At 64.6% G+C, this 15,722-nt stretch carries 16 protein-coding genes; 6 read left to right on the forward strand and 10 right to left on the reverse strand.

The genetic code is table 11. From position 1 onward, the window contains the following. Positions 1-60: 60 nt before the first annotated feature. The 4 genes from ACEXP3_RS02240 to ACEXP3_RS02255 form a co-directional block, all read right to left on the reverse strand. Positions 61-1,008, reverse strand: a complete 948-nt coding sequence (locus ACEXP3_RS02240) for an alpha/beta hydrolase family protein (RefSeq protein ID WP_377295780.1) — start codon at positions 1,006-1,008, stop codon at positions 61-63. Between the two features lie 70 nt (positions 1,009-1,078). Further along, positions 1,079-2,719, reverse strand: a complete 1,641-nt coding sequence (locus tag ACEXP3_RS02245; RefSeq protein WP_377295782.1) for a cisplatin damage response ATP-dependent DNA ligase — start codon at positions 2,717-2,719, stop codon at positions 1,079-1,081. 244 nt (positions 2,720-2,963) lie between these two features. Next, on the reverse strand, positions 2,964-3,974 hold the full coding sequence (locus ACEXP3_RS02250; RefSeq protein WP_377295783.1) for a ligase-associated DNA damage response exonuclease: 1,011 nt from the start codon (positions 3,972-3,974) through the stop codon (positions 2,964-2,966). Positions 3,975-4,022: 48 nt separating this feature from the next. After that, positions 4,023-5,531, reverse strand: coding sequence for an MDR family MFS transporter (locus tag ACEXP3_RS02255; protein WP_377296065.1), 1,509 nt, complete (start codon positions 5,529-5,531; stop codon positions 4,023-4,025). 193 nt (positions 5,532-5,724) lie between these two features. On the opposite strand from ACEXP3_RS02255, the gene ACEXP3_RS02260 reads away from it, so the two are divergent. Continuing rightward, positions 5,725-6,264, forward strand: coding sequence for a MarR family winged helix-turn-helix transcriptional regulator (locus ACEXP3_RS02260; RefSeq protein WP_377295784.1), 540 nt, complete (start codon positions 5,725-5,727; stop codon positions 6,262-6,264). A gap of 52 nt (positions 6,265-6,316) precedes the next feature. Here ACEXP3_RS02260 and ACEXP3_RS02265 read toward each other — a convergent pair whose 3' ends face one another. Then, a complete protein-coding gene (locus ACEXP3_RS02265) occupies positions 6,317-7,843 on the reverse strand; it encodes a sensor domain-containing protein (protein WP_377295785.1) in 1,527 nt (508 codons plus the stop codon). Between the two features lie 483 nt (positions 7,844-8,326). Here ACEXP3_RS02265 and ACEXP3_RS02270 point away from each other — a divergent pair, with 483 nt between their 5' ends. Continuing rightward, a complete protein-coding gene (locus ACEXP3_RS02270) occupies positions 8,327-8,992 on the forward strand; it encodes a glutathione S-transferase family protein (protein WP_377295787.1) in 666 nt (221 codons plus the stop codon). Here the strand turns inward: ACEXP3_RS02270 and ACEXP3_RS02275 are convergent. Both ACEXP3_RS02275 and ACEXP3_RS02280 read right to left on the reverse strand, forming a co-directional pair. Continuing rightward, positions 8,940-9,596, reverse strand: coding sequence for a DUF2087 domain-containing protein (locus ACEXP3_RS02275; RefSeq protein WP_377295788.1), 657 nt, complete (start codon positions 9,594-9,596; stop codon positions 8,940-8,942). The two genes, ACEXP3_RS02270 and ACEXP3_RS02275, sit on opposite strands and share 53 nt — an antisense overlap. Positions 9,597-9,771: 175 nt before the next feature. Next, on the reverse strand, positions 9,772-10,695 hold the full coding sequence (locus ACEXP3_RS02280) for a LysR substrate-binding domain-containing protein (protein ID WP_377295789.1): 924 nt from the start codon (positions 10,693-10,695) through the stop codon (positions 9,772-9,774). A 101-nt stretch (positions 10,696-10,796) separates the two neighbouring features. Here ACEXP3_RS02280 and ACEXP3_RS02285 point away from each other — a divergent pair, with 101 nt between their 5' ends. After that, positions 10,797-11,018, forward strand: a complete 222-nt coding sequence (locus tag ACEXP3_RS02285) for a hypothetical protein (RefSeq protein ID WP_377295790.1) — start codon at positions 10,797-10,799, stop codon at positions 11,016-11,018. A gap of 35 nt (positions 11,019-11,053) precedes the next feature. Here the strand turns inward: ACEXP3_RS02285 and ACEXP3_RS02290 are convergent, their stop codons facing one another. Together ACEXP3_RS02290 and ACEXP3_RS02295 are read right to left on the reverse strand one after the other, a co-directional pair. Continuing rightward, the gene (locus ACEXP3_RS02290; protein ID WP_377295791.1) at positions 11,054-11,677 is read right to left on the reverse strand and encodes a glutathione S-transferase family protein; all 624 of its coding nucleotides are present in this window, start codon (positions 11,675-11,677) and stop codon (positions 11,054-11,056) included. Between the two features lie 61 nt (positions 11,678-11,738). Continuing rightward, complete coding sequence (locus ACEXP3_RS02295; protein ID WP_377295792.1) at positions 11,739-12,098, reverse strand: DUF4406 domain-containing protein; 360 nt, start codon at positions 12,096-12,098, stop codon at positions 11,739-11,741. Positions 12,099-12,196: 98 nt separating this feature from the next. Between ACEXP3_RS02295 and ACEXP3_RS02300 the strand changes: the two genes are divergently transcribed. After that, on the forward strand, positions 12,197-12,952 hold the full coding sequence (locus ACEXP3_RS02300) for a DeoR/GlpR family DNA-binding transcription regulator (RefSeq protein WP_377295793.1): 756 nt from the start codon (positions 12,197-12,199) through the stop codon (positions 12,950-12,952). Positions 12,953-13,110: 158 nt separating this feature from the next. Then, positions 13,111-13,527, forward strand: coding sequence for a hypothetical protein (locus ACEXP3_RS02305; protein WP_377295794.1), 417 nt, complete (start codon positions 13,111-13,113; stop codon positions 13,525-13,527). A gap of 282 nt (positions 13,528-13,809) precedes the next feature. On the opposite strand, the gene ACEXP3_RS02310 is transcribed toward ACEXP3_RS02305, so the two are convergent. Beyond that, positions 13,810-14,817, reverse strand: a complete 1,008-nt coding sequence (locus ACEXP3_RS02310) for an asparaginase (protein WP_377295795.1) — start codon at positions 14,815-14,817, stop codon at positions 13,810-13,812. Positions 14,818-14,979: 162 nt separating this feature from the next. Here ACEXP3_RS02310 and ACEXP3_RS02315 point away from each other — a divergent pair, with 162 nt between their 5' ends. Beyond that, complete coding sequence (locus ACEXP3_RS02315) at positions 14,980-15,717, forward strand: DUF3750 domain-containing protein (protein WP_377296066.1); 738 nt, start codon at positions 14,980-14,982, stop codon at positions 15,715-15,717. Positions 15,718-15,722: the final 5 nt, after the last annotated feature.

The following is a 15,722-nucleotide window of genomic DNA, read 5'->3' on the forward strand; positions in this document are numbered from 1 at the left end:
GCGAGCGGGAAATCCCCGCCTCTCCTTTTCCGCAATACCGAGGCGGCGGCCGGTGCGATCTCAGGCGCCGTGGCTCTTGAAGAAGCGGATGCTTTCGGCAACGGCCCCCGGCACGACGCCATTATGCGTGCCGGGCAGGATCTTCTTGTCGATGGAGATGCCGGCCGATTGCGCCCGCTCGATGAAAAGCAGGTGGTTCTGGTCGAACGGCCGCTCCTCGCTGCCGCGCAGAAGCAGCGTCGGGCATTTGAGGCTCGGGGCAAAACACACCGAGGAGCGCATGACGAATTCGCGCGGATCGTCCCAGTCGAAGCGGATTTCCTTCTCGTAGCGGCCGAAATAGCGCCAGGCATCGACGCCGGCCGACATCGGCGCTGCCGCCTTGAAACGGCGCGTCATGGCCGCGAGAAGCGCCAGCGTGCCGCCATTGCTGTGACCGGCGAGGAAGAAACGGTTCTTGTCGACGCCGGGCAGGTTTTCGAGGTAATCGGCGGCCGCCAGCGCATCGGCCGTTTCGTCATAGAAGCCGGAATAATTGCCGGCCTGGCCGTTTTCGCCGCGAAACGACGGCAGCATGGTGACGAAGCCCGCCTCCGCATAGGCCCGGATCTGCTCCCAGTGTCCATCGCCGGTGGCATTGCCGCCATGCAGGAAGAGCACCGCCGGCTTCAGATCGGCCGACGGCTCGTAATGCGACACCCAGCCGACCAGTTGCAGCGAGCGATCCGGCCCGCCGGGATAGGTAACGCGGGTGGCGCCGGGCGGCGTGCCAAGCGGCGGCGCCGTCTCGGGCGACGGCCCCTTGCGCAAAAGATTGGTGCGAAAGGCGCGGCGCGCCTCACCGTAATCCGTGGCCTCAAGCGGCGGCACCTGAGGGACCGGAAAAGGCGTATCGATGACCGGCGGCGGTGAAGCCGTCTGCGCGCGCGCCCCATGGCTCACCAGGGAAGGCGCAAGGGCTGCGGTGGCACTCAATCCGAAAATCATCTGTCGGCGGGAAAACGGCATGAAATCACCATGTTGAACACGATAGGCCGGATCGTAGCATTCACATTTACGCTCGCAAGTGCTTGCCGGATCACGCTTTCTCGATGGGCGGAGGCTGGGCATCCATCATCGCAATCAACGTCGACAACCGGTCGGCATCGCGGGGCTGCTTGTCGGCGCGAAGCCTTGCGATGCGGGGAAAGCGCATGGCGACGCCGGATTTGTGGCGCGTCGAGCGGTTGATGCCCTCGAAGGCGACTTCCAGCACGAAGCCGAAATCCGGTTCGGCGCGCACGGCCCGCACCGGTCCAAACCGTTCCGTCGTATTGTCGCGCACGAATTTGTCGAGCACGTCGAGTTCGGCATCGGTAAAGCCGAAATAGGCCTTGCCCACCGGCACCAGCTGGTCGCCCGCCTCGCCTTCGGCCCATACGCCGAAGGTGAAATCGGAATAATAGCTCGACCGCTTGCCGTGGCCGCGCTGGGCATACATCATGACGGCATCGACATTGAACGGATCGCGCTTCCACTTGAACCACGGGCCTTTCAGGCGACCGGCCTGATAGACGCTGTCCTTGCGCTTGATCATCACGCCTTCGACGACGGGATCGGGCGGGGCAAGGCGCAACCGGTCGAGGGTTTGCCAATCGCTGAACGGCACGAGGGCGGACAGATCGAAACGGTCATGCGGGGCCTTGTCGATGAGGGCGGACAGGCGTTCGCGCCGGGCAAGAAAGGTCTCGGCCCGGATATCCTCGCCGCCCGCGAACAACAGGTCATAGGCGCGCACGAAGGCCGGATACTCGGCCAGCATGCGGGCATTCACCGTCTTGCGGTTCAGCCGCTGCTGCAGGTCGGAAAAGCTGCGCGTGGCGCTGTTGGAGCGCGCGGTGCCTCCGACCAGCAGTTCGCCATCCACGACGCCCTCGAAATTGATCGCCGCGATGATATCGGGAAAGGCGCCGGAAATATCGTCGCCGGAGCGGGAATAGAGTTTTCGGGTGCCGCCATGGCTCGACATCTGCACGCGGATGCCATCCCATTTCCACTCGGCGGCGTAATCGGCCGGATCGAGCTTTTCCAGATCGCCGTCCTCCACCGGATTGGCGAGCATGACGGAGTGGAAGATGGCGGGACTTGCCAGAACCGGCTTCTCCGCCCTGCCCTCCAGCCAGGAAAACAACGAGACGTAGGGCGGCTCCAGCCCGTGCCAGAGCGTTTCGATTTCGGTGACATCGCGCCCGCTCATCTGCGACAGCGCCTGCTTGGCAAGCCGGGCCGAGACACCGATGCGAAGCCCGCCGGTTGCGAGTTTCAGGAAGGCAAAGCGGCTGGAATGATCGAGGTGATCGAGCAGATCGCGCACGGCGGCGCGCACTTCAGTGCGCCCGAGCGCATTCATCCGCGCCACCACGTCGCCGAGCCGCGGCTGACCGCCTTCCGCCACTTTTTCCTTGGCACCTCCATCCCAGACCAGCGCGATCGTTTCGGCAAGGTCGCCGACATAATCATAGGAATACTGGAAGAGAACCGGATCGAGCCGCTCCAGCGCCAGCTCCTTCAAGAGCGCCGGCTTGACGCCCTTGAGGTCCAGCGTTCCGGCAAGCGCAGCCAGACCATAGCCGCGATCCGGATCGGGTGTGTCGCGAAAATAATCGGCCAGCAGCGTGAGCTTGCCGTTGCGCGATGGCGTGAGGACGAGGCGGTCGAGGAGGGTTGCGAAGGGTTTCATGGGCGCCTCCGGGTGGCCGCCAGCGACAGGGGATGTTGGGAGATGTGAGCGCGAGAAAGATTGCCCCTCACCCTAACCCTCTCCCCGCACGCGGGGAGAGGGGATGCGTTGTGCCTGAGGAAAAGTCTTCTCCTGCAAAGAGCGGTGCTGGAGAAACACGGTGCGGCATATCCCCTTCTCCCCGTCAAAACGGGGAGAAGGTGCCGGCAGGCGGATGAGGGGCTAAGCCGAACTGGAGCCATCCTCAATCCCCCTCATCCTCGTAGCCCACCAGATGCAGCGGTTTGGCGGCGATGCCCTGCATGTCGCACCAGCGCACCAGCGCTTCCTCGCGCCCATGCGTCACCCACACTTCGGAAGGTGCGATTTCGGTGATGGTGTCCAGAAGTTCCGGCCAGTCGCAATGGTCGGAAATGACCAGCGGCAGTTCCACGCCACCCTGCTTTGCCCTTTGCCGCACCATCATCCAGCCGGAGGCAAACGAGATCAGCGGTTCGTTGAAGCGGCGCGCCCAGCGATCCTGGAAGGCAGATGGCGGGCCAACGACGATGGCGCCGTGGAAGGCCGAAGGATTGCTCTTTTCAAGCGTTGCCGGGCGAAGTTCGCCAAGGTCGATCCCTTGGGCCCCATAATAATCGCAGAGCTTTTGCAGCGCGCCGTGGATGAAGATCGGCCGGTCATAGCCACAGTCGCGGATGAGGCGGATCACCCGCTGCGCCTTGCCGAGCGCATAGGCGCCGACCATGTGGGTGCGCTCGGGAAACTGCAGAAGCGAGGCGAGCAGCTTTTTCGTCTCGGCCTTCGGGTCCGGGTGGTGGAAGACCGGCAGTCCAAAGGTCGCTTCGGTGATGAAGACATCGCAGGCGACGGGCTCGAACGGCGCGCAGGTCGGGTCGATGCCGCGCTTGTAATCGCCAGACACGACGATGCGCAGCCCATCCTTTTCGAGCGCGATCTGTGCCGAGCCCAGCACGTGGCCGGCCGGATGAAAGGTGACCGCAACACCGTTGACGTCGATCGCCTCTCCGAAGGCTGCAGCCTGCTCGGCGCCGGCAAAATCGCTTCCGTAGCGCAGCGCCATGATATCGAGCGTCTGGCGGGTGGCCAGCACATAGCCATGGCCGGCGCGGGCATGATCGGAATGACCGTGGGTGACGAGCGCCCGTTCGACCGGGCGCACCGGATCGACATAAAATCGGCCGGGCGGGCAATAGAGCCCGGCCGGTGTGGGGTGAAGGAGCGCCTCGGGTTTCATGCCTTCAAAGATAGGCCGAAATTGCCCGAGGAAAAGACGCGGCGCGGCTTATCCGGCGCGTTTCGCATCCGCCGTCGGCAGGCGCACCGGCTTCAGCATCAGGGCGGCGATGAGGCCGACGGCTGCAAAGCCGGCCGCGGTCAGGAACATCGGCTCGAAGGCCTGGCCATAGGCGGTGGCGATCGCAGCGCGTGCCGCCTGCGGCAGCGCCGACAGCTGGTCGGGCGTCATGGCGCTGGGATTGCTGACACCCTCCACCTGAACGCCTTCCATATGCGCCGCAATGACCGCGCCATAGACCGAGATCGCAATGGCGGCACCGCCCATGCGCGTCAGCGTCACCGCGCCGGTGGCCGAGCCCATGTCGGCCCGCGGCACGGAATTCTGCACGCCGATGATCGGGGCCTGCTGGCCAAGGCCAACGGCAAGCCCCTGGAACAGCAGCACGAGCGCCACCAGCCAGAGCGGGGTTACCGCCGAAAACTGCGAGAACACGACAAGCATCGCAACATTGAGGATGAGGCCCGCCACGCAGAAGGGCTTGTAACGGCCATGGCGGGAAATGATGCGCCCGGCCGACAGCGAGCCGACGACCATGCCGCCGGTGACGGCAATGAAGAACAGGCCGGCATGGGTGGGCGAGAGGCCGCCCGTCGTCTGCAGGAAGAGCGCGAAATAGTTGACCATGCCGATCGCCACTCCGCCGGTCATCAGCGACACGATGAGAAACAGCGAAAACGTGCTGTCCCGGAACAGGCGAAGCGGAATGATCGGTTCCGGCGCGCGCCGTTCAACCACGATCCAGGACAGGATCGCAGCGACCCCGATCGCAAGCACCGTCAGGCTCTGCCAGGAGACGAGCGAGCCGAACAGCGACAGGCCGTCGGTCAGGAGCACCACGGCGGTGCTGGCCATCGCCAGAAGCACGGCGCCGAGATAATCGATCTTCGGCTGGCGGGCAGGCCTGCGGTTCGGCAACAGGAAGATGAGACCGGCCAGCACGAACAGTCCGATCGGCAGGTTGATCAGAAAGATCGAACGCCAGCCGAAGAGATCGCTCATCGTGCCGCCGATCAGCGGCCCGACGCTGCCCGACGCCATGATGACGAGGCTGGAATAGCTCTGGTAGCGGGCGCGCTCGCGCGGCTCGAAGAGATCCGCATTGACGGCAAAGATCGACACCATGATGCCGCCGCCGCCGAGGCCCTGGAAGACGCGCGCGGCAATCAGCGAATTCATCGACCAGGCAAAGCCGCACAGCGCCGACCCGATGGTGAAGATGGTGACGGCCGCGATCATCACGTATTTGCGGCCGAACAGATCGCCGAGCTTGCCATAGACCGGCATGACGGCCGAGGTAGCAAGCAGGAAGGCCGAGCCGACCCAGCCAAACCGCTCGAAGGCGCCGAACTCGCCGACAATGGTCGGCAGCGCGGTGGAGACGATCTGGTTGTCCAGCGTTGCCATGAACATGGCCGTCATCAGAAAAAGAAAGAGGGTCAACCGCAGGCGCTTGTCTGTGACGAGCGGTTGCGGGGCTTGCAGCGGCATATCCATGGGGCGTTCCTGGGCGGCGGTCTTGAGGCAGGGGCGACGGGATGTCGTCATGGCACGCAGCCAGCCACGGGGCTGGCCACTGTGGTCCTGCGCTGCGCAAATTCATGTGCTTTTAGCATATAATTGTCAACCGCAGATTTTTGATGAGGGCATGTGCTTGAATGCGGGCAGACATCTGATATACGACAAACCCATGACGCAGGATCACGCCACACTCGAGCCACTGGAGCTCTCAGAAGACATCGCTCGCATCGGGCACAGCATGTCGATGATGCGCGTGATGATGGGCCGCCGGGTGATCGGCCGCATGGCAATTGCCCGTGCCGCTCCCGGCATAGACCTGTCGCAGCTCGATATCCTCGACGCCGTCAATCGCATCACGTCAGACGGCGGTGAGCCGACCGTCGGCGCCATTGCAGAGGCCATGCGCATAGACCCCTCGCGCGGCAGCCGGCTGGTGGCGGAACTGGTGACGCGCGGTCTTCTGAAACGCGATGCCTCGCAGGAGGACGGCCGCCGTTCGCTGATCCTGCTCACCCCGTCGGGTGCGGCCGTGCTCGCCGAAATCCGCGCTGTCAAGCATTCCATTATCGAGACGGCAACGGCCGACTGGACGGCCGAGGAACGCGCCATCTTCGGCGAGCTGTTCGAACGCTTCATCGCCGGCTTCTACCAGGCCGCACAGGGCACGGACCGCAGCGAGTGCGAGGAGACGGTGCAGGCCGCCTCCTGACCCGACGGGGATTGCCGTCATGCAATAGGCAAGCGGGAGCCGGCCCACGCCCTTAGCCGAAGGCTGGATCCGGGGTGCGGCTCACCTGCAGCGCATCGCGGCCCATGGCCTTTGCCGTGTACATGGCGCGGTCGGCGGTCGCCAGAAGCTCTTCCGGTGTGTCGCCGTCGCGCGGATAGAAGGCGACCCCCATGCTGCAGGTGATGGGGATCTCGATGCCGTCGACATCGACCGGCTGCGACAGGATGGAGCGGATTTCGCGCAGGCGCTTCAGCACGCTCGCCTCGTTCTGGTAGATATGGCTGAAGACGATGGCGAATTCGTCGCCGCCGAGCCGCACCACCAGATCGGCCGCCCGCACCAGATGGGTGAGGCGCCCGGCAAGCTGCTTCAGCACTTCGTCGCCCAGCGCATGGCCAAAGCTGTCGTTGATCCCCTTGAAATTGTCGAGATCGACATAGGCGACCGTCACCTTGCGGCTTTCGCGCGCGGCCTCGCTCAGCGCGCGGCTGAACTGCGCCCAGAACAGCGTGCGGTTGGGCAGGCCCGTCAGCGGGTCGTGATAGGCCATGTGCTGGATGCGCGCTTCGTTCTGCGCCCGCTCGATGGCAATGCCGCCGAGATCGACCGCCACGGCGGTGAGATCCATCTCGCGCTGCGTCGGCTGGCGGATCGTTTCGGAATAGAGCGCAAACGTGCCGAGCAGCCGCCCGTCGGCACTCATGATCGGCGTGGACCAGCAGGAGCGCAGGCGAAACACGGCCGCCAGGTCCCTGAAATCCGACCAGAGCGGATCGGTCTCGATATCATCGACCACGACGGCGGCGCGCCGCCAGGCGCAGGTGCCGCAGGAGCCGACGCGCGGGCCGATCGCCACCCCGTCGACAAGCTTGGTATAGGCCATCGGCAGGCTCGGTGCTGCACCATGGCGCAAATGCTCGCCGGCGTCATCGAGCAGCAGAACGGAAGCGGAAATGCCCTCGAGCTGGCCTTCGATCACCTGGCAGAGGGCATCCAGCACCAGAGGCAGCGGCTTGCCGCGCGCCACCATTTCGAGCACGCCCGCATGGCCGCGCTGCAGGTCCGCATGGCGCCGCGCCTCGGTGATGTCGCGTGAAAGGACCATCAGGCCGGCGATGGCGCCATCGCTGTCGCGCAGGCAGGTGCGGGTCGTCGCAAGCCAGAGTTCGCGGCCGTCCGCCAGCCGCAGCAATTCCTCGCGCTCGCTGTTTTCGCCGCTCGACATCAGCTGCTGTTCCAGCGTGAAGCGTTCGCGGGCAACCTCATCATCCAGAAAATCGAATTCGGTGCGCCCGATCACGCCGGACAGACGGTAGCTGCCGGCAAAGGCCAGCACCGCGGCATTGGCGAAGATGAAGCGACCACGGCGATCCTTCAGGCAGAAGAATTCCGGAAAACTATCCAAGAGCGTCGTAGTCTCGAGCGAACGCAGCAGCGAGGCACTGTCGATCCCGTCGATATCATGGGAGGTGGCGACCTGAACGAGATACCGGCAAAGCGGATCGAGCAGATCGGCAGACGCATCCTGCCCCGCCCGCTGCCCCATGGGTTCGTTCATCCCTCAGTCTCCCTCATTCGTCTGCCTTGTCCCCGCGCACCAGCCTTGTGGTCGGTGCAGGGTTACATGAGAAGTCCGAAATAAGTCTTAGGCTCCATGGTTTGCCGAAGATTGGGATGGAATGGCTTATGCTTTCTTAACATCCGACCACCCCGGACCGGCCGCTGCGGCGCGGCCGGGGGAAGGACTAAGCGGTGCCGTACCGGATCGGCACAGCGGCGCGGGCGCCAGTGCCTGCCCGTGCCCGACCGCCCGCCGGAACCCGACGCATCATTCGAAACATTGAAGATGATTCGCGCCCCGCAGCGACGATCCGGCATGAAAAAATCCTGCCGCATGGGAGAGCGAGGCGGGGTTTCCCGGCTTGCGATCCGGCGCCAAACATTCTCTAACACTGTTTCGCGCCGGCACGCTGCGACAGCCGGCTCCGGCTCTTGCGCCAGACCGTAACGACCGGCGACAACTGACATGAGGGTGTGATCCATGCTGAAAATCTATGGTGCCTATCGTTCGCGGGCCACCCGCACGCTGTGGCTTGCCGAGGAACTGGGCCTTGCCTTCGAGCATGTGCCGGTGCTGCAGGCCAAGCGGCTCCCCGACCCGACAGGCGCCGATGCGCCGATCAACACGGCCTCTGCCGCCTTTCTTTCCATCAACCCGATGGGCACCATCCCCTCGATCGATGATGACGGCGTGATCGTGCATGAATCGCTTGCCATCAACCTTTACCTTGCCCGCAAATATGGCGGCGCGCTTGGGCCGAAGGATCTCGTCGAAGAGGCCGCCATGCTGCAATGGTCGCTGTTTGCCGCAACCGAAATCGAGGCGGTGGCGCTGAAGATCTCGTCCGCATCGACGCTTGCGCCCTCCGAGGAGACGCGCGCGGTGATCGAGACGGCAGCAAAAAGCCTCGTGAAGCCGTTCGATGTTCTGGAAAAGCATTTTGCCGACAAGAGCTTCACCGTCGGCGACCGCTTTACCGTCGCCGACGTGAACCTTGCCGAAATCGTCCGCTACGCCCAGCCGCACGCACCGCTGTTTGAGGCACGGCCGGCGCTGAAGGGCTGGCTGGAGCGGGTGCAGGCCCGCCCCGCCTTCAAGGCGATGTGGGCAAAGCGGCTGGCCGAGCCGGCGGCCGGGCCTGTCTGAACTCCGCTCTCCGGTCCAGCCGGTTTGACACCCTTGGCACCGCCCTTGCCCTTATCCGCGCTTGCAGATGCTGGATCAGCACAAGGGCATCGGCCGGCGGCCGGACTTCCGTTCGCCGGTAGAGCCTGCAATCGGTCGAGCGGGTCATCATGCCCCAGTCGACCATTTCGCGGCGCATCAGCACATGATCGCCAAAGCCGTTCAGCCGCTTGAGGAGCTCGTTGACCTGCGGTTCCGGCAGTTCGGTGCGCCCCGGCATCAGCGACCAGCACCACCAGAGCGCCAGTTTCTGCTGCTGCGTTTTCTTCGGCCAGCGGACAAGGACGCCGTTCTGGTCGAAGCAGCGCAGCACCTGCTCGATGCGCCGGTGATCGACCGCCTCCGGTTCCGGCTGCGGAGGCGGCTCGGGCGCGGCAAGGCGCATTTCAGCACTGTGCGAGGCCTTCAGGTGCTGGAAATTGCGAAAGCCTGCACCGCGCGCCAAAATGTTGAGCAGCTCGACATGGCCGGGCTTTCGGCTCTCGTCGGCCTCCAGCGCATGGCGGATGGCTTTCGCCAGTGCCGACACGTCGGGCACGGTGATGGACAGGGGAATTCTCGACATCGTTTCATCCTCGATATCGTGCCGGACATTCTGTCGGTGGTCACCGTCTTTCCGACCCGGCACGCGGGGACAAACCTCATGCGTTTTCGGGAAAAGATCCTGGCAGGTTTAGCACTTGACTCTGCGACAAGCGGTGACGCCTGGGTGAACTGCCGACCCCTGGACGAGGATGTTTTTACAAGGTGGCGGCCTTTGCGTCAATCTGGGCCCAGTCGGCCATGGCGTCTGCGAGTTCCTGACGCAGCCAGGCGTCGAAAACGCGCACCTTCTGCGGCCGCCGCGCACCGGCGCGGGTCACCAGATAATGGCCCATTCCCGTCGGCGCCCGTTGCGGGAAGGGCACGACAAGGCAGTTCTGCCGCACGGCCGCCAGCGCCAGCAGATGCCAGGCGAGCATCACGCCCTGCCCGGCAATCGCCGCTTCCAGGCAGAGCGATGCCTCGCTGAACACATGGCGCGGCGTCACCCGGCAATCGCCAAGGCCGGCCGCGTGAAGCCAGAGATCCCAGGAGAACATGGCCTGCCCATCCATCAGGATCGGCAATGTCAACAGATCAGCCGGCTGCGTCAAACCTTTGGCAAGCGCCGGCGCGCAGACCGGAAACACCACCTGCGGCAGCAGCAGATCCGCCGTGACGCCGGGCCATTCCCCGCGCCCGATCCGCACCCCCACATCGACATCGTCACGGGTGAAATCGGCAAGCTTCGACGTCGCGTCGAGCCTGAGGCGGATATCCGGGTAAAGCGCTGCGAACCGGTCGAGCCGCGGCAGGATGAAACGGGAGGCAAAGACCGGCGCGACCGTGACGGTGAGCAGCGTATCATCCGTTTCCCGCCCGATGGCGACGGCCTGCGACAAGGCTTCGAAGCCGTCCCGCAGCCGCGCCACGAGCGGTTCGGCACCGGGCGCCAGCACCAGCCCGCGCGAGGTGCGGGCAAAGACCGGCCGGCCCAGCTGCGCCTCGACCTTGATCACCTGCTGGCTCACGGCGCCGACGGAGACCCCAAGCTCGGCGGCGGCCGCCTGCATCGAGCCGAGACGGGCAACGCTTTCCAGCGCCCGCAGACCGTTGAGATGGACGAGGTTGAGGTTCTGCATATAGTTTTTCTACAGCAGACGCCTGCTTTCTTCAATTGAAGACGATGCCCGGTTCGCGGATAACGAGCCTGCAAATAACTCTTGTTTGCGAGGTAGCCGCGATGGCAATTTCAACCCTTTTCCGCAACATCCTGACCTTGGCAACGTGGGCGACCCGCATCGACGGCGCGAACGGCGAGGACATCCTGCAACATCCGCAGATCCGCCGCATGAGCCTGCGCGATCTCGCCGATCTTCCGCTCGGCCAGGTCGCTTTTCAAGTCACGTCTCAGGCCGCGCCGCCGGCCGCGCAAAACACTCTGCCGCTGTCACGCTGCGCCTGAAGAAAATCTGAACCGCCCGACGGACACCTGTCCGCTCAGGCAGCCGCCTCGTCGGCGAGCGCCTTCTGCACCGACGGACGCTCCTGCATGCGCCGATAGTGATCCTCGACGCGCGGAAACTCGGCGATATCGACGCCATCGCCCTTCAGCCAGCCAGACATCACGAAGAGATAGGGGTCGGCGACGGAATAGGCTTCGCCCAGCACCCAGGGGCCGGCCAGCATGCCCTCCTCGATCAGGCGGAAGCAATCGCGCATGGTGGCGGGCACCTTGCGCTTCATGTCCTCGATCGAGGTCGGCTCATCGGCCCAGCGGGTGGCGCGGCGGCCATGCGCGTGGTTCACATGCACGGTGGAGGCGATGAAGCTGTTGAAGCCCTGCAGCCGCGCCAGCTCGAAAGGATCGTCGAGCGGGGCCAGCCCCTTGTCCGGCGCCGTCTGGGCGATGAACAGCAGGATCGCCAGCGTTTCCGTCAGCGTGCCCTTCTCCGTCACCAGCGCCGGCACGCGGCCCTTCGGGTTGACCTTCAGATAATGTGCCGAACGCTGCTCGTTTTCCGCAAATTTCAGCCGATGCAGCGCAAACGGCAGGCCGGAATCGATCAGCGCGATATGGGCGGCGAGCGAACAGGCGCCGGGCGAGAAGAAGAGCGTCAACATCAGCAGTCCTCCAGAATATCGAGGGCAAGGAGTAGCCCATCACCCGGCGCCGGGAAAGTGCCTATTCCGTGACGCCCGGAACATCCTCCAGCCGGTACCAGACGGGCAGGCCCCGCTCCCGGGCGATGCGCACGTCATTGTCGGCCCCCTTGGATTCGCCCGGAAGGCGCAGCACGCCCTCGCAAAGCGCCAGAAGCCGGTGCGCCACGGGATAGAAGATTTCCTCGTAGAGCGCATCGCCCACCCTCTGTCCGCCGGCGGAGCGCCAGATCGGCAGCGCCACCCATTCGCCGATCATCGGCACATGGCCTGCCTTGAACAGGGCATGCGAGGGCGCTTCGAGGCGATGCAGGTTTTCCGCCATCTTCCGGGGATCATCCCCGGTTCCGGAACGATAGGGGCCGGCAATCAGGATCAGCATGGTGTGTATCTCCGCACGAAAAATCTTGTTTTCTTGCCTTCAGGACTCAATTCAGGCAATATCACTAGGTTTCGTGCAATTTCGTGAAGAGTCAAGCCATGCTGACCAGCCAACGCAAAGCCGTGATCCTCGACCTGCTGCGCCGCGACGGCCAGGTGATTGCCCGCGATCTGGCGCAATCGCTCTCTCTGTCGGAGGATACGATCCGCCGTGACCTGCGCGAGATGGCGGCGGAGGGACTGTTGACCCGCGTGCATGGGGGGGCGCTGCCGCTAGCGCCGGGGCTGCCGGACCTGACGGCCCGGCGTGGCCTTGCAAGCGACGTGAAGGATCGGCTCGGCCGCGCCGCCGTGGCGCTGGTCCGGCCGGGCATGACGATCTTTGTCGATGGTGGTAGCACGCATGCCGCGCTGCTGCGGCACCTGCCGCGCGACATGGCCGTCACCATCCTCACCCACAGCCCGACGATTGCGGCGGATCTGGAGCATCATGCGGCCAGCGTGGTCCTGATCGGCGGCACGCTCTACAGGCATTCCATGGTGGCGGTCGGCGCGCAGGCCGCCGCGCAGATCGCGTTTCTCAGCCCAGACATCTTCTTTCTCGGCGTGACCGCGATCCATGCGACACGCGGCCTCTCGACCGGCGATTTCGAGGAAGCCGCGATCAAGCGGCAGATCGCCGGCCGCGCCGGGGAAACAATTACGCTTGTTACACCGGAAAAGCTGGATGCCACCTCACCGCACGTGATCATGCCCACCGCGCAGCTTTCGACCCTGGTGGTGCCGGCGGAGACCGGCGAGGATCGCCTTCTCCCCTATCGGCAGGCCGGCATCAAAATCATCGCCGCCGACTGATCCGGCACCGCAACGTCTGCGTTAGTGAGCGCATCCGGATGGTTTGCGACGCCTGGCCCCAGGTCGGCGATGGCATGGTGTCCGGACGATCCGCGGCGCATCGGGACGTCTGCCCCGGACCGCGGCGCATGATGCGCCCCTGCCACAGGAGATTGCCGATGTTGACCCGCCTGCCGCCCCTTCTTCGCACCCTGCCGCTGGTGCTTGCCATTCTCACCGCTCTTGCGCTGCCGGCGCGGGCCGAGGGGAACCGATTTTCCAACAGCGACATAGAGCGACTGATCGTCGGCAAGCGCATCTATCTGGCCGCACCGCTGGGCGGCGAGTTTCCGCTCAACTATCGCCGCTCCGGCACGGTGGATGGCTCCGGCGAAGCGGTCGGCCTCGGGCGCTTTGCGAAGCCGAACGACACCGGCAGATGGTGGATTCGCGAAAACCGCCTCTGCCAGCAGTTTTCCACCTGGTACAAGGGCGCGCCGATGTGCTTTGAACTCTACCGGACCGGCGAGCGGACGCTGAAATGGATCCGCGACAACGGCCAGACCGGCACGGCGCGGATTGGCGGGGAAATATGAGATTTGGGCCGTGACGTGGCGTGGCCGTCAGAACTCTGTGACACCCCCCTCTGTCCTGCCGGACATCTCCTCCTCAAGAGCACCTGTTGCATTTAAGACAAGACCCCTCCCAACCCTCCCCACAAGGGGGAGGGCTTTAACCCAGCCGACCCGCCGAAGCAGGGGAAGCCGGGTGGGTGCCGCAGCGCGCCCCTCGTGGGGAGATGGCGGCAGCCAGAGGCGGCAAACCACACGACACAACGCCACCCTGGTGCGGCCGATCACGCCATCCCGGCTAAAACCTCACGCAAACAGCGCATCCGTCACGCGGATATCGCCCACGGGAATACCGTTCCAGTTCTTCATGGTGCGGTTGGCCATGCCCAGCAATGTCTCACGGATCGTGCTGCCCGGCTCGAACTGGCGGGCGATGAGCGCAAAGATCATGGCCTCGGCGGCGCGTGTCGTGCCGTCCTCGCATTTGACGGCAATGGCCACGCCCTGGTCCGGCAGCGCTGCGACGAAGACGCCTTCGGCACCGGTCTTGGCAAAGATCTTTCCGGGCGCCACCTGCATCAGGCGCGTGCAGGCGCGCCCGGTGCCGGCCACGTAAAAGGGTTCGGCCATGCAGGCCTCCATCAGCCGGCGCGAGGCCTTTGCCCGAGAGGCTGAGATCCCCTCGCCCGTCAGCATCCTGGCAAAGCCATGCGCAAGGCCCTTCAACGGCACGGCATAGGTCGGGATCGAGCAGCCGTCGGTGCCGCAATTATCGGTGTCGAGGGATGCACCGGTCAGATCCGCCATCACGGCGCGGATTTCCACCTGCAGCGGATGATCGTAGCCGACATAGCCCTTCGGATCGAAACCGGATTGAACGCAAGTACAAATGAAGCCGGAATGTTTTCCCGAACAATTGTTGTGCAGCGCCGTCGGCGCATCGAGCGTGCGGGCCTGGTGGATCAGCGTCTGCTGGTCGGACGACCAATGAGCGCCGCATTCCAGCACGGTGAGATCATGGCCGGCCTTTTTCAGCATGCCGGCGGCCGCTGCCACATGCGCCTCCTCGCCCGAATGCGAGGCACAGGACAGCGCCAGTTCCGACGCCGTGAGCCCAAAGGCATCGGCCGCGCCGCTTTCGATGAGCGGCAGCGCCTGCATGGCCTTGCAGGCCGAACGGGGAAACACCGGCTGATCGACATCGCCGAGCGAAAAGACGTTTCTGCCCGCTCCATCCACCACCACGGCAATGCCGCGATGGCGGCTTTCGACGCGATTGCCGCGGGTGACTTCGACGGTAACGGGATTTTGCATGGGAATGCCCTGATGTTGCTGCTTTCGTCAGGTCATAGCGCGATTGCGTAAGCGGCGCAAAACGATATGGCGGCTGCGCTGGACCTTTCCCTGAAGGCAAAGGCCGGACGGTTGCCCGGACCGCGCGGCTGTCAGCGAAGAACGGACATGGAAACGCTCAAGATGAAGGCTGTGAAGCGGTTGTTGCTGGCCATTCTGGTGATCTATCTTCTGCCGACCTTTGCGGCTGCCGGCTGGTGGGCGCTGCAGGACCGGCCGGCCCGCTGGAGCGAGGCGAACTGGAGTTCAGCCGGCATTCTGCCGAGGCCGGATGCCGACGAGGACGCCGCCATCTACGTGTTTTCGGCCGCAACCGGCGGGCTGAAGGGCTCCGTGGCCAGCCATGCCTGGATCGTCACGAAGGAAAAGGGCGCGAAGGCCTATATGCGCTACGACAAGGTGGGCTGGGGCAATCCGATCCGCCGCAACCATCGCCCCGCCGATGCCTTCTGGTATTCCAACCGGCCGCAACAGGTGGTGGCCATCACCGGCCGGCAGGCCGAACTGCTGATCCCGAAGGTCGAAAGCGCCATTTCCGCCTATCCGTATGCGGAACCGGGTGGCTATACGATCTGGCCGGGGCCCAATTCCAACACCTTCGTTGCCTTCGTGCTGCGCAGCGTGCCCGAGCTTGGCGCGGTGCTGCCGCCGCATGCGGTGGGGCGCGACTATCTGCCCGACGGCGAATTTTTCCACATCGACGATGACTGGCGCGACGTGCATGTGACGCTGCGTGGCCTCATCGGCCTGTCGGCCGGTCTGCGCAGCGGTTTCGAGGTGCATTTTATGGGGCTTGTCGCCGGTCTCGATCTTGCCCGTCCCGGCATCAAGATCCCGGCCTTCGGCCGGATCGGCGTGTAACACTG

Origin of the sequence: Neorhizobium fuzhouense (genome assembly GCF_042611105.1) — a bacterium.
Classification (GTDB): domain Bacteria; phylum Pseudomonadota; class Alphaproteobacteria; order Rhizobiales; family Rhizobiaceae; genus Neorhizobium; species Neorhizobium galegae_A.